The sequence below is a fragment of the Streptomyces sp. NBC_01551 genome, assembly GCF_026339935.1.
Lineage (GTDB): Bacteria > Actinomycetota > Actinomycetes > Streptomycetales > Streptomycetaceae > Streptomyces.
Genome location: NZ_JAPEPX010000001.1, coordinates 361,016 through 376,860 on the forward strand (window position 1 = coordinate 361,016; position 15,845 = coordinate 376,860).

The window sequence follows — 15,845 nt, forward strand, 5'->3', positions numbered from 1 at the left end:
ATGACGCGGTACGGCGCGTGAGGACGCTAGCCGCGTCCGCGCGGCTTGCCGCGGCGGGCGCCGCCGCCCTTGACGCCCTTGGCACCCTTGGCGCCACCGGAACCACCGGAACCGCCGGAACCGCCCCGGGGGTTCTTGCCGGTGGACTTGCCCGTCGCCTTGCCGCCCGCGGGCTTGCGCCGCGCCCCGGCGCCCTGGTCGGGCCGCTTGGCCTTCGACTCCGTGGCCGGGGCCGGCGGCTTGCCGCGCCCCCGCGAGCTGTTGACGGTCCGCCCCCGGACGATCCCGATGAACTCCTCCACCAGGTCGGTGGTCTCGTCCTCCAGCCACGACAGCGCGACGCGCGACTCGGGCGCGTCCGAGACGGGCCGGTAGGTGAGGTCCTTGCGGTGGTGCAGGCGCGCCAGCGACTGCGGGACGACGAGCACGCCGATCCCCGCCGCCACCAGCTCGATGGCGTCCGCCGTCGTGGCGGGGCGCTCGATCGCGGGCTTCCCGGGCAGCCGCTCCCAGTCCAGGGTGTCGTCCATCGGGTGCAGCACGATCTCGTCGGCCAGGTCCTCGGTGGAGATCTCCTCGACCGCCGCCACGACGTGGTCCTTCGGGACCACGACGACCGTCACCTCGGTGTAGAGCGGGATCGCGCTGAGGGCCGTCCGGTCGATCGGAAGCCGCACGAACCCGGCGTCGGCGCCGCGCGCCCGCAGGACGTCGGGGGCCTCGACGGGGTCCACCGTGATGAGGGTCAGCGGGACGTCGGGCAGCCGCTCGTTCCAGATCCGCACCCACTTGCTGGGCGTCACCCCCGGAACATAGGCGAGCCGGAACGAAGGAGGTACTTCCGAGCCTGTCACCCGCCCAGATTACCGGTCGTGGTCGGAGGTATCGCACACGCTCGCTACTCTTGACACCATGACGTCGCACCAGACCACCCAGACGATGAAGCCCGCGACCGCGGCGAAGAAGCTGGGTGTGTACCTCGAAGCCACACCCGCAGAGTTCCAGGAGGGTGTCGTTTCGCGCACCGAGTTGAGTGCGCTGCAGGCCGATCCGCCCCAGTGGCTGCAGGAGCTGCGACGCAACGGCCCGCACCCCCGGCCGGTGGTCGCGGCGAAGCTGGGCGTCTCCATCGCCGGCCTCGCGCGCGGCGGGATCACCGACGCGCTGACCACGGCCGAGATCGACGCCCTGAAGACCGAGAACCCCGAGTGGCTGCAGAAGGAGCGCACCACGCAGGCGGAGGTCCGCAAGGAGGCCGTCCGCATCAAGGAGAAGCAGGCGGAGAAGGCCGAGCGCGCGCAGAAGCAGCAGCCGAACGCCTGATCCCCAGAGGCACACGCGTCACACCACGTGACACCGCGGGTCCCCGGCGACGTGATCGCCGGGGACCTCTGCGTTCTCCCCGCGCCGTGGCGGCATAGAACCGTGCCCGTCCGTGTTGCGATTCGTTGGTGGGTTGGTTGACCTTTCAACGCCGAAGGCAGGTGCGTGACGCCATGACCGACATCGACTGGGATCACCCGAAGGACCCTAAGACGGGCTGGGCGCTGGACCACGTCAAGCAGTACGTCAGCTCGGACGGAGCCGAGGGGCACCACTGGAACGGCACCCAGACACTGCTGCTCACCACCGTGGGCCGGGTCTCGGGCAACCCCGTGCGGACCCCGCTCATCTACGGTGAGGACGACGGGCGCTACTTCATCGTCGCCTCGTACGGCGGGGCGCCCGATCACCCGCTCTGGTACAAGAACCTCACCTCGCACCCGGAGGTCCGCATCCAGGTCGGCCCGAAGGTCATGCAGGGCACTGCCCGTACGGCCACGCCCGAGGAGCGCACCGCGTACTGGCCGCTGATGGTGAAGCACTGGCCGTCGTACGACGAGTACCAGGCCAAGACCGACCGGGAGATCCCGATCGTGGTGATCGAGCCGGCGGGGGCGCGGGCCTGAGGCCTGCGTCCGCCCTGAGGCCTACGTCTGCGGCAGGCGCTCCAGGACCGCCATCGCCGCGTTGTGGCCGGGCACTCCGCTGACCCCGCCGCCGCGGACCGCGCCCGCCCCGCACAGCAGCACGTTGGGGTACGGCGTCTCCACTCCCCACCGGGATCCGTCCGTCCCGTCCCCGTACGGCCAGGACAGGTCCCGGTGGAAGATGTGGCCGCCGGGCAGCCGCAGTTCGCGCTCCAGGTCCAGCGGGGTCTTGGCCTCGATGCAGGGCCGCCCGTCGGCGTCGAGGGCGAGGCATTCGGTGATCGGCTCGGCCAGGTGCGCGTCGAGCTGCGCGAGGGTGGCCGTCAGGAGCACCTCGCGGACCCCGTGGTCGTCCTTCTCGAACAGCCGGGCCGGGGTGTGCAGGCCGAACAGCGTGAGCGTCTGGTAGCCCTGCTCCACCAGCTCCGGCCCCAGGATCGACGGGTCGGTCAGCGAATGGCAGTAGATCTCCGAGGGCGGTACGGAGGGCAGTTCGCCGGAGGCCGCCTCGGCGTGGGCGCGGCGGAGCTCCTCGTACCCCTCGGCGATGTGGAAGGTGCCGCCGAACGCCTCGCGGGGATCGACGGAGGTGTCCCGCAGCCGGGGCAGCCGCCGCAGCAGCATGTTGACCTTGAGCTGCGCGCCCTCGGCGGGGGCCGGCGCGCTCTCCCCGAGGAACCCGGCCAGTGCCTGGGGCGAGGCGTTGACCAGCACGTTCCGGGCGACGACCCGCCCCTCCCCGGTCGCGGTCCGGAAGGTCACCTCCGCCGGAGCCGCCGCGTCCGTGTCGATCCGCAGCACCTCGTGTCCGGTGGCGATCTCGGCCCCGGCGTCCCGCGCGGCCGTGGCCAGGGCGTCGGTGAGCGCGCCCATCCCGCCGACCGGGACGTCCCAGTCACCGGTGCCGCCGCCGATCACGTGGTAGAGGAAGCAGCGGTTCTGCGCCAGCGAGGGGTCGTGGGCGTCCGCGAAGGTGCCGATCAGGCCGTCCGTGAGGACCACGCCCCGTACCAGGTCGTCGGTGAAGTTCCGCTCCACGGCCTGCCCGAGCGGCTCCTCGAACAGCATCCGCCAGGCCGCCTCGTCGTCGATCCGGGCCCGAAGTTGCGCCCGCGTGGGGAGCGGCTCGGTCAGCGTCGGGAACACCTTGCGGGCGACCCGGCCGGTGGTCCCGTAGAAGGCCCGCCAGCTCTCGTACTCCCGCTCCGAGCCGGTCAGCCGCGCGAAGGACTCCCTGGTCCGCGTCTCGTCGGCGCCGACGAGCAGCCCGCCGGGCCGGCCGTCGCGCTCGGTGGGCGTGTACGAGGAGACCGTGCGCCTGCGTACCTCGAAGCGGAGTCCGAGCTCGCGGACGATCTTCGACGGGAGCAGCGAGACCAGGTAGGAGTAGCGCGAGAGCCGGGCGTCCACGCCCGCGAAGGGGCGGGTGGAGATGGCGGCCCCGCCCGTGTGACCGAGGCGCTCCAGGACCAGGACGGACTTGCCCGCCCGGGCCAGGTACGCGGCGGCGACCAGGCCGTTGTGCCCGCCCCCCACGATCACCGCGTCGTACACGTCGGAGCCGAACGTGTCGGAGCCGAATGCGCCAGAACCGGAGCCGTGCGAGGCCGATGCCGAGGTCGTCATGGCTCTTGGTAACACACCTGGCCCAGCCGCTCCAGACAGTGTGCCTCGTCGGCGTGGGCCGCGACCGTCTCGGGATGCTCGTCGCCGAGGGACCGTTCGCGAATGCCGGAGAGTTCCCGGTACACGGGCAGCGCCTCGTGCCAGCGCCCGAGCCGGCCGAGCCCCACGGCGAGTTCGCGGCGGCTGACGAGGGTGTCGGGGTGCTCGGCGCCGAGCGCCTTCGCCCGCGCCTCGGCCACCTCGCGGGCCTCGGTCACGGCCTCCTCCCAGCGCTCCAGCCGGCCCAGGTTGACGCCGAGGACGTGCCGGGCGCGCAGCGTCTCCGGGTCGCCGGCCCCGTAGGCCCGGGTGCGGTCGCGGACCAGGACCCGGAACAGGTCGAGGGCCTCGGCGGCGCGGCCGGTGCGGCCGAGCGCGATGCCGATCTCGTAGCGGGCGGCGAGGGCGTCGGGGTGGTCCCGGCCCAGGACGCGTTCCCGTACGTCGGCCACCTCGCGGAACGCGCCCAGCGCCTCGTCCCAGCGGCCGAGCCGGCCCAGGGCGTAGGCGACCTCGTACCGGGTGAGCAGTGTGTCCGCGTGCTCGGGGCCGAGGACGGCCGCCCGGTCGGCGGCCACGTCGGCGGCGGTGCGCAGGGCGTGCTCGTACCGGCCGAGGGCGCCCATGGCGCAGGCCAGGTTGTGGCGGCAGCGCAGGGTGTCGGGGTGGCGCGGGCCCATGGTCCGGACACGGGCGGCGAGTACCGCGCCGTAGATCTCGTACGCCTCGTGGTGGCGGCCGAGCCGGCCCTGTTCGTACGCCTCCTCTTGGCGCGCGGCGAGGGTGTCGGGGTGGTCCGGGCCGAGCACGCGGGCCCGCCCGGCGGCCACGGTCGCGTACAGGGCGAGGGCCTCCTCGGGGCGGCCGGCGCGGCTGAGGGTGAACGCGCGGGTGTGCCCGGCGGCGAGGGCGTCGGGGTGGTCGGGGTGGGCCGGGTCGGGGCCCGGGGCGCGCGGCAGCCCGTAGGCGGCGGTCAGGCGCGGGTCCTCGGCGGCGGCGGGCCGCAGGATCCGGTGCGGCCCGCCAGCGCGCGGGGCGCCGCTGACGCGGGGCGCGCCGACGGCCCGGGCGGCGGTCCAGGAGCCGGTGAGGACGGCCCATTCGCCGCTGGCGGGACGGGCGTCGATGCCCGCCTTGCGGCCGGCGGTCATGCCCTGGGCCCAGTCGGGCAGCGGGGCCTGGGCGCCGGGCAGGCCGCCGGGGCCGAGGCGGGCCTCGACGAGCCTGCGGTGCAGGTCGCGGGCGTCGCCGGGGCGGTCCTCTGGGTGCTTGGCCAGCAGGTCCAGGACGGCCTGCTCGACGTACTCCGGCAGCTCGGGGCGGTGTTCGCGCAGCGGTACGGGGGTGTTGTCGCGGTGGCCGACCAGGACGGACCAGGAGTCGCCGAGGTCGAAGGGCGGGGCGCCGGTGGCGATCTCGTACAGCACGCAGCCGAGGGAGTAGAGGTCGCTGCGGTGGTCGACCTCGCCGCCCGCGATCTGCTCGGGCGACATGTAGTGCGGGGTGCCCATGGCCATGGACCCGCCGGTGAGCTTGGCGGTGAAGCCGATGTCGTGGGCGAGGCGGGCGATGCCGAAGTCGCAGATCTTCACCGTGCCGTCGGTGAGCCGCATGATGTTGGCGGGCTTCAGGTCGCGGTGGACGACGCCCTGGTCGTGGGTGTAGCCGAGGGCGGCCGCCAGCTGCTCGGCGATGTCGACGACGACGTCCACGGGCAGTGGGCGTGCCTCGTTGTCCTCCATGAGCTGGCTGAGGTTGCGGCCTTCGAGGAGTTCCATGACGAGGTAGAGGGGGCCGCCGGCGGCGCTGTCGTCGCCGAAGTCGTGGACGACGGTGACGCCCCGGTGCTGGAGCGAGGCGGCGACCCGCGCCTCGCGGCGGAACCGCTCGCGCAGCACCTGGGTGAAGTGGGCGTCCTGCTCGGCCCCGACCGGCTTGAGGCATTTGACGGCGACCTGCCGGCCCAGCGACTCGTCCCGGGCCCGCCACACCTCGCCCATGCCGCCGCGCCCGATCAGATCGAGCGACCGGTATCGGCCCTGGATCAGTCTGGACTCCGCCATGTCTTGAAGCCGCCCCCGTTGTCTGCTGCGTCCTTGTGCGTCCTATGCCCTCCCCGGCCGGTCCAGTATGGACGCTGATGAACGCAGTGTGTACGGGGAGGGGCGGCTCCCGGGGCCCATGCGACGCATCGCTTTCAAGATGTGACCTGGGGGCAGCTTCCAGCGCAGACCTGCGGGAATGGCGCGCAGCAAGTGGCCGGTGAGGCGCAGGCGCCGGGTGACGGCGCGCGGGGCCGGTGCGGGCGTCCCGTACAGCTGGTGCGCCCACTCGGGGAGGGTCGCGTACGCGAGTCCGGTGAACGGCCGCCACAGCAGGTTTCGGCCAGGGACCAGGAGCGGGTGGATGGGCGGGCTGCGCAGGAAGGCGGCCACGTCGAGGGCGTCGGGGCCAGCCGCGAGCTCGGGGCGGACCTTCTCGAAGTAGGCGGCCAGCTGGGCGGTGTCGGCGGGAACCCCGGCCGGGTCGAGACCGACGAGACGGGCGCCCACCCGGTTCTCGTCCACGTAGCGGTCGGCCTGGGCAGGGGTGAGGGGGACGCCGGAGCGGCGCAGGACGTGGAGGAAGCTGTCGATCTGCGCGCAGTGCACCCACAGGAGCAGGGCGGGGTCGTCGACGGGAAAGCGCTCCCCGGTGTCGGGGTCGGTGGCGGACAGTGACCGGTGGATCCGCCGGACCCGGGCACCGGCGCGTTCGGCGGCCTCGGTGGTGCCGTACGTGAGCGTGCCGACGAAGTCGGCGGTCCGCAGGAGCCGGCCCCACGCGTCGCGCCGGAAGTCACTGTTCTGGGTCACCCCCCGCACGGCGCGCGGATGCAGGGCCTGCAGGTACAGCGCCCGCACGCCGGCGATCCACATCACCGGGTCCCCGTGGCACTGCCAGGTCACGGACCCGGGCCCGTACACCCCGGGATCGGCTTCCCTCGTCCCTTCACCGGTCATGCGAAAACCATGCCCCGGTTTCGGCCCCGGGAAAAGCGCGGCCTTCAGCCCTTGCCGCTGTCGCGCTGTTCCTCGTCCGTGTCGCGGGCGACGGCATAGGTGGGGCGGGCCTGGACGGCTGTGTAGACGCGGGCCATGTACTCGCCGAGCATGCCCAGGCAGAAGAGCTGGACGGCGCCGAAGAACAGGACCGTGATGATCAAGGACGTCCAGCCGGGCAGGGTGTTGCCCGTGACGTGGACGATGACGGTCCAGACGAAGAAGACGAGACAGACGACGAGACTGAACGCGCCGATCGCCGTGGCCAGGCGCAGCGGGACCGCCGAGAAGCTGGTGATGCTGTCCAGGGCCAGCAAAACCATCTTGCGTACGGGGTACTTGGTGGTGCCGGCCACCCGTTCCGCGCGCCGGTAGGTGATCTGGCCGCTCGGGAAGCCGAGCCAGGGGATGAGCAGGCGGTAGACCTGCTGTTGGTCGGGGAGGGTTTTGAGGGTCTCCACGACGGGGCGGGACAACAGCCGGAAGTCCCCGACGTGAGCGGGGACGAAGGTGCCGACCAGGCGGCGCATGAGCCAGTAGTAGACGGCCGCCGTCCGGCGTTTGAGGAAGCTGTCGGTGGAGCGGTCGGTGCGGACGCCGTAGACGATGTCCAGTCCGTCCGCCCGGGCGGTGGCGACCATGTCGGGGATGGCTTCCGGCGGGTCCTGGAGGTCGGCGTCGAGGCTGACGACGTAGAAGCCGCAGGCCCGGTGCAGTCCGGCGGTGAGGGCGGCCTGGTGGCCGCTGTTGCGCCGCAGGGTCACGACGCGCAGCTGGGGCCAGACGGAACGCAGCTCGTCCAGCAGCCGGGGGGTCCGGTCGGTCGAGCCGTCGTCCACGGCCAGGACCTCGTACGGTTCGCCGAACCCGTCCAGGGTCGGCCGGAGCCGCGCCGTCAGGGCGGGCAGGGCCTCCTCCTCGTTGAACATGGGGACGACGATCGACAGCGCGATCGATCCCCGGTCTGTGTCGTGCACAGCAGTCATGATGCGGGAGGCTCCGGGAGGCGGCATCTCGGCGTTCGCCCCGTCCCCGGGTCGCTCACACCAGCACTCCGGCGAAGAACATCGCCCCCAGGAAGACGTACTGGACCGAGCAGAAGACCAGCAGTGCCGCCTGGATCCACCGGGGCAGCTCCTTGACCAGTACGAGCCCGACGAACATCTGCGCGTGGTTGCGGTACCACGACATCGCCGCGCCGGCGAGGAAGGGCAGGAGGAAGATGCCCACCGTCAGGATCAGGGCGGCCCACTGCCCGGTGTCGAGCCGGCGGTTCCGGACGAGTTGGACCGCGGCGGCCGCCACCACGAGCAGCACGAAGGTGATGTTCAGCCAGAGCTGCGTCCTGTGCGCGGAGAGACTGTGCTCCACCAGCCAGGACAGGCGGCCCTCGGGCCGGTACCACTCGCTGAACGGAAAGCCGTAGGCCTTCACCATCTCGGCGAAGGGCGCGCGCAGGCCGCCCTGTCCGTAGCTGGACTCCTGGATGATCTCGTACGCGTCCCAGTGGCCCGTCGCCTGCCACATCAGCCACTTGGCCCAGAGCAGGCCGCAGCCGGCCACGGCTGCCGACGAGACGGCCTTCGCGAACCGGACCGGCCACGCGTCCTTCTGCCACGCGAAGAACGCGCTCAGCAGCAGCATCGCGCCGGCGACCGCGCCGACGAGATGGCAGGCGACGGCCACGAAACCGCCGGCGGCCGCGATCGGCCAGGAGCCCCTCTTCACTCCGGCCACGCAGACGAGCAGGGCCAGCGTTCCGAGGGCGATCGGGAACACCGCGTGGAAGTAGACGCCGCCGGGGAAGACCGCGGCGATGGCGAGGGTCAGGCCGGTGGCCCAGGTGAGCCGGGCGCCGAGCAACCACCACAGCACGGCGAACATGCCGAACAGGGACGCCTCGGTGACGACGACGGCGGATGTCTCGTAGGAGAGCCCGGTCGCGGAAAGCGCCCGGACCGCCATGGGATACCCGGGGAACCAGGCGACGTTCCCGCACATGACGTCGCGGAAGTCCGGGTAGCGCTCCCGGCACCGGAACATCTCGTAGCCGGTCTGCGCGATGGACAGGTAGTGCGTCGAGTCCCAGCGGCGCCGGCCCTCCGTGGACCAATAGGCCACGCCGGATCCGTCGCCGTCGACGGATCCCGTCGCGACCAGCCAGGTGATGAGGTTCGCGACCAGCCATGCCACGGCCGGGGGCGACAGGTTCCGCCGCAGCGCACTGTTCACCGGGGGCGCACGAGCCTGGGAAGTCCGGTCATCTCCAGCTCCGTGATCGTCTCGGCGGCCCGTGCCGTGTTTCACGATCAGTCTGGCGAACGCCCCGTGCGGCCGCACCCGGGAGTACTCCTCCCGCTTCCGCGCGGGCTGCGCCGCCGAGCCGGCCCCGCGGGTTTCATCGGGATGTCATCGGCCGCTGCCACGGTCGTCCGGTGACCTCGGCCGACCGCCTCTTCCGCATCACGCAGCGGGGAGCGCCGGCCCACTCCATGGGGAGGATTGCATGCGAACACGAAGGATCGCGGCCGCGTCGGCCGGGCTGCTGCTGACCGCCGGGCTGTCAGTGGCAGGGGAGGCCACGGCTCAAGCGGCGGCTCCGTGTGAAGGCACTTACACGATCGTCGTCGGGGGCACCGGCAGTTCCTGGAACAACGACGGCTTCACCGGCAACATCCAGCAGCACGTCGGGTACCCCACCCAGATTCCCAACGGTGCGAGCGCCCGGGCCGGCGTCAACGAGCTGAACCGGCTGGTCCGCGACCAGCGTGCCGCGTGCCCGGGCCAGCACGTCAAGATGGCCGGGTACTCGCTGGGTGCCGGAGTGGTGCACACCTGGGTCTCCGAGAACTGGCGGACGTTCGACAACGTCAACGCCATCCTCATCGCGGACCCCAAGCGCCAGGGCCCTCCCGGCGCCAACGGCGGAGCCGTCCCGTTCGGCGGCCTCATCGGCCCGCCGCTCGCCGGCGCCGACCGGGACTTCGGCAACGTGCCCGTCAAGACGATCTGCCACTGGGACTACGTCTGCGACGAGTCCGCGGGCATCTGGACCTACCCGAACAACCACGTCAGGAACTACCCCGAAGACTTCAACATGGATCACCACAACGACAGCGCCAGCGAGCAGTGGTACAACGGCGCCTGGTATCCCTGGTAGCCACGCAGAGCTCACCGCGGGGACGTCGTGAGGCCGAGGCCGGCTTCGTCCCCGCGCAGCACCATCCGGTGCGTCCGCCGCAGCATCCCGCTCGGAGCGACCCCCAGGTCGTCGGCCAGCCGGTGGCGGGTGCGGTCGAACGCGGCCAGGGCGTCGGCCTGCCGGCCGTCGCGGTACAGCGCGCGCATCAGCATCGCGGCCACCGGCTCGTTCAGGGGGTGTGCCGAGGACAACGCGAACAGCTCCGCGATCGCCTCGGCGTGCCTGCCCAGCCGCAGCTGCCACTCCACCTTTCCCTGCGCGATGGCGATCCTGCGCTCGGTGAAGCGCAGCCGCTCCAGTTCGGCCAGCGGCCCGGGCAGGCCGGCCAGCGGCTCCCCGCGAAACAGGTCCAGGGCCTGAGCGCACAGGCGGACCGCCTCGGCCGGTTCGCCCGCCCGGGCGGCCGTCCTGGCATCGGTGACGAGTTCCTCCATGCGCGCCGCGTCCACTTCGACGGCGCCCGAGGCCAGCCGGTAGCCACCCCGGTCGTGCTCGATCACCGAGTCAGGGCTGTCACCGAGGCGCAGGGTCTTGCGCAGGCGGTAGACGTACACCGGCACCACGTTCGTGGCCGGAGGCTCCATCCCCCACACGCCATCGAGCAGTTCGTGCCGGCTGACCGTCCGCCCCGCGCACAGCGCGAGCGCCGCGAGCACGGCCTGCTGGCGCAGGTGGCCCAGGTTCAAGGGCCGCCCGTCCCGGCATGCCCGCACCGGCCCCAGCACGCAGATCCGCACCCTCGGGCCGGCCGCCCGGCCGGTGGCGCCCCCCGTCACGGGGCTCACCTCCCGCGCGCGGGGGCCGCAGCCGGCGACGACCAGGCCGCAGTCGAAGGCGTGGGCGATGGCGGCGGCCCGGTCGCGCAGCCCGAGCTTCACGAGGATCCGCGTGAGGTGTCCGGCCACGGCGCCCTCCGGCACCGCGAGCGCGGCGGCGATCTCCTCGTCGCGCAGGCCGCACCCGACCCTGTAGAGCACCTCGCGCTCCAGAGGCCCGAGTACGGCGGCAGGTGGCCGGCCCTTGACGGCGGACGTCGGCATCACAGCTCCCCGGGTGTTCGTCTGGCGGACGCCGTCGCCAACGTAACGGCGACGGCGCCGACCGAGACACCCGGAACGTTCCGGAGTGACACCCGTGATCTGCCGTACGACCGCACGGCCGTGGTGTGCCGCGTCGGTCAGCGGGTGCGGAAACTGCCGGTGTACACGTCCGTACGGTTCTGTGGTGCGCCGGAGTTGGTCTCGGTGAGCACCGCCCGTACTCCCTTGTCGTCCGCCACCAGGCCTTGGTAGTCGCCGAGGAAGTAGCCCCCGGCGAACGGTGCCTGCAGCCAGTCGAAAATGCGCGAGATGCGTCGCTCGGTCCGGCGTTCAAGGTCTCCGTGCGGCAGGGTGGCCAGCTGGTAGGCGGTGGGCAGGGTGGTGGTGTCGCCCGGCTTGAGGAAGCGCAGGTCGTAGTAGGTGAGTGCGACCGTGCCCCGCTCGTCGACCGCGATCGACGGAGAGAAGGCCGGCACGTCCTCCGGGCTGATCAGCTCCGGGGCTCCCCAGGTGCGTCCGCCGTCGGTGGAGCGCACCAGTTGGACGGAGTCGAAGCTGCCGCCGGAGAAGTCCGAGCCCTCGTACGCCATGTAGAGCGTGCCCGTCTTGGGGTCGACGGCCGGGCTGGGCAGGGTGGACGCGGCGCGCAGCAGTTTGGTGGGGTCGTTCGGGTCGACCTCCGGTACGGAGGTGTCCTTGGCCACGGTGACCGGGGCGCTCCAGGTCTCTCCGGCATCGGTCGAGGTGACCACCTCGTAGCGGGCTTCGACGACGGTGCTCAAGTCCTCGGCGTAGGTGATCCGGTCGAAGAAGTCGTACAGGGTGCCGGAGCGCCGGTCGGCGACGATCAGATGGCCGATGGTCTGGGTGTTGGGCACGGCGCTGGTGTCGACGAACGGCCGGGCCTCGCTCCAGGTGCGGCCGCCGTCGCGGGTGACGGAGATGTAGCCCGGACCGTCGAGGGAGCTGGGGCCGGGCGGGTCGTTGTCGAGGCGGTTCCAGACCTGGTAAGCGGTGCCTTCGCGGATCGGGTCGGCGGTGAGCGAGGGCTTGTCGTTGAAGAACGGCTGCTCGTCGACGTGCGTGGTGGTGACGTTGCGCCAGGTGCGGCCGCCGTCGCGGGACGTGGCGGCCAGCAGGCCGGTGCGCGTGCTCTTGGTGAAGTCGACGCCCTCGCCGCTCGCGTAGACGGTGCCGTCCGGTCCGGTGCTCACCCAGGGGTCGGTGGCCCGTTCGAAGTCCGCTCCGCCCGGGGCGCAGAGGCTGAACGGCAGCGTGCTCCGGTGGAAGGTGTGGCCGTCCGTGGTCCAGCCGGCCACCAGGCCACGGGCGCCGCCGTCGTTCCAGCGGTCCTGCTGGAACACGGTGACCACGCGCTTGGGGTCGCGCGGATCGACGGACAGGTACGGCTCGACCTCGGTGGCCGGGTAGACGATGCTGTCGGGGGATCTCGCTCCGATGGTGCACTCCGCGTACGGGTCGCCGTGGGACACCTTGACCAGTGGTGTGCCGTCGGGGTTCCGGTCTGCTGCGGCGGGAGTCGCGCCGGTGACCGTGACGAGCAGGAGCGCGGCGGTGGTGACGGCGGTCAGGGGCAGGAAGACGCGCATGCGGGATCTCCTCCGGGCCTGTCGGCTGGGGCACGGAGGCGTATCGGAAGGCGAGGGTGGGGCGACTCCGCTTGGTTGTCTTCGGCGTTGCGGCCGGCGCCCTTGATGGGCCGAACGACGGAGTCGTCCCCGGGGTCGTCGAGGAGCACGGCGGAGCCGACCGGCGGGTGCGGCGTGCCGGTCGGCTCCTTGGTCGTGCTGTTACGGCGCCGTCTCGTAGGTCCCGGGAGAGGGCCGCGGGCCGCTTGCCGGTTGGCGATGCCGGCGGGGTCGGCCTTGTCTCAGACGGGTCGGCGCGATCATCGCCCGCGCCAGAAGGAAGACTCCATCACGTCGGCGCAGAAGCGGGCGACGTCGATGGTCTTGGCGTCGAGACCGTCCGCCGGGGCCCGCGTTGTGTCCGGGCAGGCCGGAGGTTGAGGAGGAGGCGGGCCGTACCTGCCTCCGACCGGTGCCGGCGGGCGGCTGCCGCGCGCGGTCCCCTAACGCGGCTCGTGGGCCGCCGCCCGGCAGGCACCGGTCGCGGCGCCGCCCGCCACTCCGGCCCCGGTCAGCCCGGTCACACAACTCTGCAGGTCTCCGACCACGCCACGGCTGCAGGCCGCTGCGGCGGAGTCGGAATCGGTGGCACCGGCCAGTTCGGCCATCTGCGTGCAGGCGGGGATGTCCGCCCGGGCCGCGGGAGCGGCGACCACACCGCCGAGGGCGAGGGTCAGGCCGGTGAGGGCACCGGCGATACGGGTCGACGTGCGCATGGGACGCACCTGCCTTCCGGGTTGGTCGCGCGGTCCTGGTCCCGGCGGGCCGGATCCACGCGGTAGGGCCGCCTGGCGACGCTCGGTGAGTGGTGCCCCCGGCCGGCGGGCTCACGGACTGACCGCACGGTCTGCGTCGCATCCATCGAGCCGCACCGGGACATGGCCGCCAGGCCGAAGGGGAGGGCCGCGGACCGGACGAGACGCACTCGGACTTCCACTCGCGGGCCCCACTCCAGCGTCGCATCCTCTCCCCCGCCCGTCCTGGGCACCGGGGGGCGGCCGGCCTCCGCTTCCCCGTGGGGGGTGCTGGGCCGCCACTGCGGTGGCATGTTCCAGCGGGTGGTACCGCAGTCGCCGCCCCGACCGGGAGCGGGTCCCTGATCAGGCGCGGTGTCGGACTCCCCCCGCACCCGACAGCACTGTCAACCGCATGGCCCAACATGACGCGCCACCCACATGGGTGAGAAGCTGAACAGTGCCCCAACAGAGGCAATCCGCGAAAGGGGAACCGAATGCGCATTCGACGAATCCTCGCTGCCGTCATGGCCACGGCAGCCCTCGCAGGACTCGGCCTCACAGGTGCCGCCGCCGCCACCGCCGCCACCCCACAGGCTGCCCCATCCGTCGTCACCCCTTCTGAGTGCAAGGACGGCGGCGGAACGCCCGCGATCAATGAGGATGGCAACTACTGCAACGGCGGTACGAAGGACGGGGAGCAGGTCGACTGAACGCCACAAGGCGCCCTGCGCCCCGCAGCCACGCGCCGCGGGGCGCTCCGCGCGAGCGGAGCCGGGAGAGTCCGCTCGTGTGACCACAGCCGCTAGGCAGTGTCTTCAAAGGGTTCTGATGGGGGATCATGGAGGCATGGTGCGTCGTCATGAGTTGTCGGATCTGGAGTGGGAAGCGTTGTCCGCGTTACTGCCGCGGTCGTCTTCGGGGCGGCCGCGGCTGGATGACCGCAGGGTTCTGAACGGGATCGTATGGAAGCTGCGGACGGGGTCGGCGTGGCGTGATGTGCCGGAAAGGTACGGGCCTTGGCGGACGTTGTATACGCGTTTCCGCAGGTGGGCGCTGGATGGGACGTTTACGCGGATGCTGGCCGCGGTGCAGGCGGAGAAGGACGCGTGCGGTGACATCGACTGGCTGGTGTCGATCGACTCCACGGTCGCGCGGGCCCATCAGCACGCCGCGGGTGCCCGCAAAAAGGGGCGGGGCGGGGGGACGAATTGTGTGATCACGCCCTCGGGCGATCCCGAGGCGGACTGACCACAAAGATTCACCTCGCGTGCGACGGTCGCGGCCGGCCGCTCGGCTTCGTCCTCACCGGCGGCAACGCCGCCGACTGCACCCGCTTCGAGGAGGTCATGGACACCATCAACGTCCACCGGGCCGGGCCCGGACGGCCTCGAACCCGCCCAGACCATGTCCTGGGCGACAAGGGCTACAGCTCCCGCAAGATACGCGCCTACCTGCGCAAACGCGGGATCAGCCACACCATCCCCGAACGCCGTGACCAGCGCGCCCACCGATCCCGCCGGGGCCGCGCCGGAGGAAGGCCGCCAGCCTTCGACAAGCGGCTCTACAAGCACCGCAACGTCGTCGAACGCTGCTTCAACCGCCTAAAACAGTGGCGTGGCATAGCCACCAGATACGACAAAACCCGGGAGTCCTACCAAGCAGCCGTCACGATCGCGTCCCTCCTCCTCTGGATCAAACCAGTTTGAAGACACTGCCTAGGTGTCCCCAGCCCATCCGATTGACCTGCACTTGTGCCAACCAGCTTCGGCACCATGCGGCGCTGTCTACCGAGAGTTCTTGGCACATCGGTACAAACACTCGGGCCCTCCGGCCGCTGTGCTGACCAAGACGCCTCTTCCCCCTCCAGCAACCGCAAGATGGGGGCTCCCCCACTTCGTCGCTCCCGACTCCTTCCCGGACTGCCGCTGGATCATTCCCTCGAAAGCGCGTCCGCGGTGCCTTCTTGACTACCGACGAGGCTGCCGGCGGTGCCCATCGTGGAGCCCTCCGTCCAGCCCCTGCCGTGCGCCGAATCGCTCCGTCACTCACGGGCCCTCGGCCGTTCGCGGTCAGCCACTGCGGGGCTGAACCCTGAAAAGCACGCCGCCGAAACATCTTCTTGCAGCGCTCCCCCAAGGCTCCCGGGTCGCCTACCACAGGCTGGGCCACTGACATCTCGGTGTGATGAGACGAGTTGCGCAAGTAAGAAGACAGTCACGATGCTCTTCGCAATTTCCACCGCACTCATGGCATGTAAGGCGGAGTCGTGGCTCCTCAGACCCTGCTTCTCGATCGCGAGCCAGTCTGCGCACCGAGGGCGACCGACCCTTGGTCGGACACATCGACGCTGCATGATCTCGCGCGAGTGCATGACATTTCGGCTGATGCTTTCAGCCAGTTGGTCATGCGGTCGGATTGGAGTGCCCGGTGGACGACGGCCTGGCGTTTTGGGAGGACAGCGACCGATTACGCCGTTCAGGACCTGGGCGAAGTTGACATGGCCTCCAGTGTTCCTGTGCGCCGCTTCACTTGGCGTACCGA

At 71.6% G+C, this 15,845-nt stretch carries 14 protein-coding genes; 5 read left to right on the forward strand and 9 right to left on the reverse strand.

Annotation, left to right across the window (positions count from 1 at the left end):
* Positions 1 to 26: 26 nt before the first annotated feature.
* On the reverse strand, positions 27 to 854 hold the full coding sequence (locus tag OG982_RS01450) for a LysR substrate-binding domain-containing protein (protein ID WP_266790494.1): 828 nt from the start codon (positions 852 to 854) through the stop codon (positions 27 to 29).
* 58 nt (positions 855 to 912) lie between these two features.
* Between OG982_RS01450 and OG982_RS01455 the strand changes: the two genes are divergently transcribed.
* Positions 913 to 1,323 carry a DUF5997 family protein gene (locus OG982_RS01455; protein ID WP_266790492.1) on the forward strand — a complete coding sequence of 137 codons (411 nt, stop codon included), beginning with the start codon at positions 913 to 915 and terminating at the stop codon, positions 1,321 to 1,323.
* A 173-nt stretch (positions 1,324 to 1,496) separates the two neighbouring features.
* Positions 1,497 to 1,949 carry a nitroreductase family deazaflavin-dependent oxidoreductase gene (locus OG982_RS01460; protein WP_266790490.1) on the forward strand — a complete coding sequence of 151 codons (453 nt, stop codon included), beginning with the start codon at positions 1,497 to 1,499 and terminating at the stop codon, positions 1,947 to 1,949.
* Positions 1,950 to 1,970: 21 nt separating this feature from the next.
* Here the strand turns inward: OG982_RS01460 and OG982_RS01465 are convergent, their stop codons facing one another.
* Genes OG982_RS01465 through OG982_RS01485 form a run of 5 tightly spaced genes read right to left on the reverse strand, consistent with a single transcriptional unit; the run spans position 1,971 to position 8,908 of the window.
* Positions 1,971 to 3,596, reverse strand: coding sequence for an NAD(P)/FAD-dependent oxidoreductase (locus OG982_RS01465; protein WP_266790488.1), 1,626 nt, complete (start codon positions 3,594 to 3,596; stop codon positions 1,971 to 1,973).
* The gene (locus tag OG982_RS01470; RefSeq protein ID WP_266790486.1) at positions 3,593 to 5,698 is read right to left on the reverse strand and encodes a serine/threonine-protein kinase; all 2,106 of its coding nucleotides are present in this window, start codon (positions 5,696 to 5,698) and stop codon (positions 3,593 to 3,595) included. Before OG982_RS01470 ends, OG982_RS01465 begins: the two co-directional genes overlap by 4 nt.
* Positions 5,699 to 5,740: 42 nt before the next feature.
* Complete coding sequence (locus OG982_RS01475; RefSeq protein WP_266790485.1) at positions 5,741 to 6,637, reverse strand: oxygenase MpaB family protein; 897 nt, start codon at positions 6,635 to 6,637, stop codon at positions 5,741 to 5,743.
* Positions 6,638 to 6,681: 44 nt separating this feature from the next.
* Positions 6,682 to 7,662: a glycosyltransferase family 2 protein gene (locus tag OG982_RS01480; RefSeq protein WP_266790483.1), complete on the reverse strand. Its 981-nt coding sequence runs from the start codon at positions 7,660 to 7,662 to the stop codon at positions 6,682 to 6,684.
* Positions 7,663 to 7,717: 55 nt separating this feature from the next.
* The gene (locus OG982_RS01485) at positions 7,718 to 8,908 is read right to left on the reverse strand and encodes a hypothetical protein (RefSeq protein ID WP_266790481.1); all 1,191 of its coding nucleotides are present in this window, start codon (positions 8,906 to 8,908) and stop codon (positions 7,718 to 7,720) included.
* Positions 8,909 to 9,182: 274 nt separating this feature from the next.
* Here OG982_RS01485 and OG982_RS01490 point away from each other — a divergent pair, with 274 nt between their 5' ends.
* The gene (locus OG982_RS01490; protein WP_266790479.1) at positions 9,183 to 9,836 is read left to right on the forward strand and encodes a cutinase family protein; all 654 of its coding nucleotides are present in this window, start codon (positions 9,183 to 9,185) and stop codon (positions 9,834 to 9,836) included.
* Between the two features lie 11 nt (positions 9,837 to 9,847).
* Here the strand turns inward: OG982_RS01490 and OG982_RS01495 are convergent, their stop codons facing one another.
* The 3 genes from OG982_RS01495 to OG982_RS01505 form a co-directional block, all read right to left on the reverse strand.
* A complete protein-coding gene (locus OG982_RS01495; protein WP_266790477.1) occupies positions 9,848 to 10,918 on the reverse strand; it encodes a BTAD domain-containing putative transcriptional regulator in 1,071 nt (356 codons plus the stop codon).
* A 137-nt stretch (positions 10,919 to 11,055) separates the two neighbouring features.
* Complete coding sequence (locus OG982_RS01500) at positions 11,056 to 12,528, reverse strand: sialidase family protein (RefSeq protein WP_266790475.1); 1,473 nt, start codon at positions 12,526 to 12,528, stop codon at positions 11,056 to 11,058.
* 482 nt (positions 12,529 to 13,010) lie between these two features.
* Positions 13,011 to 13,283: a hypothetical protein gene (locus OG982_RS01505; RefSeq protein ID WP_266790473.1), complete on the reverse strand. Its 273-nt coding sequence runs from the start codon at positions 13,281 to 13,283 to the stop codon at positions 13,011 to 13,013.
* Between the two features lie 515 nt (positions 13,284 to 13,798).
* On the opposite strand from OG982_RS01505, the gene OG982_RS01510 reads away from it, so the two are divergent.
* Both OG982_RS01510 and OG982_RS01515 read left to right on the forward strand, forming a co-directional pair.
* A complete protein-coding gene (locus OG982_RS01510) occupies positions 13,799 to 14,014 on the forward strand; it encodes a hypothetical protein (RefSeq protein WP_266790471.1) in 216 nt (71 codons plus the stop codon).
* A gap of 136 nt (positions 14,015 to 14,150) precedes the next feature.
* Positions 14,151 to 15,010, forward strand: a protein-coding gene (locus tag OG982_RS01515) for an IS5 family transposase (RefSeq protein ID WP_266792286.1) whose coding sequence is annotated in 2 segments (ribosomal slippage) — positions 14,151 to 14,499 and positions 14,499 to 15,010 — 861 coding nt in all. Because the reading frame shifts where the segments join, the coding sequence is not laid out codon by codon here.
* Positions 15,011 to 15,845: the final 835 nt, after the last annotated feature.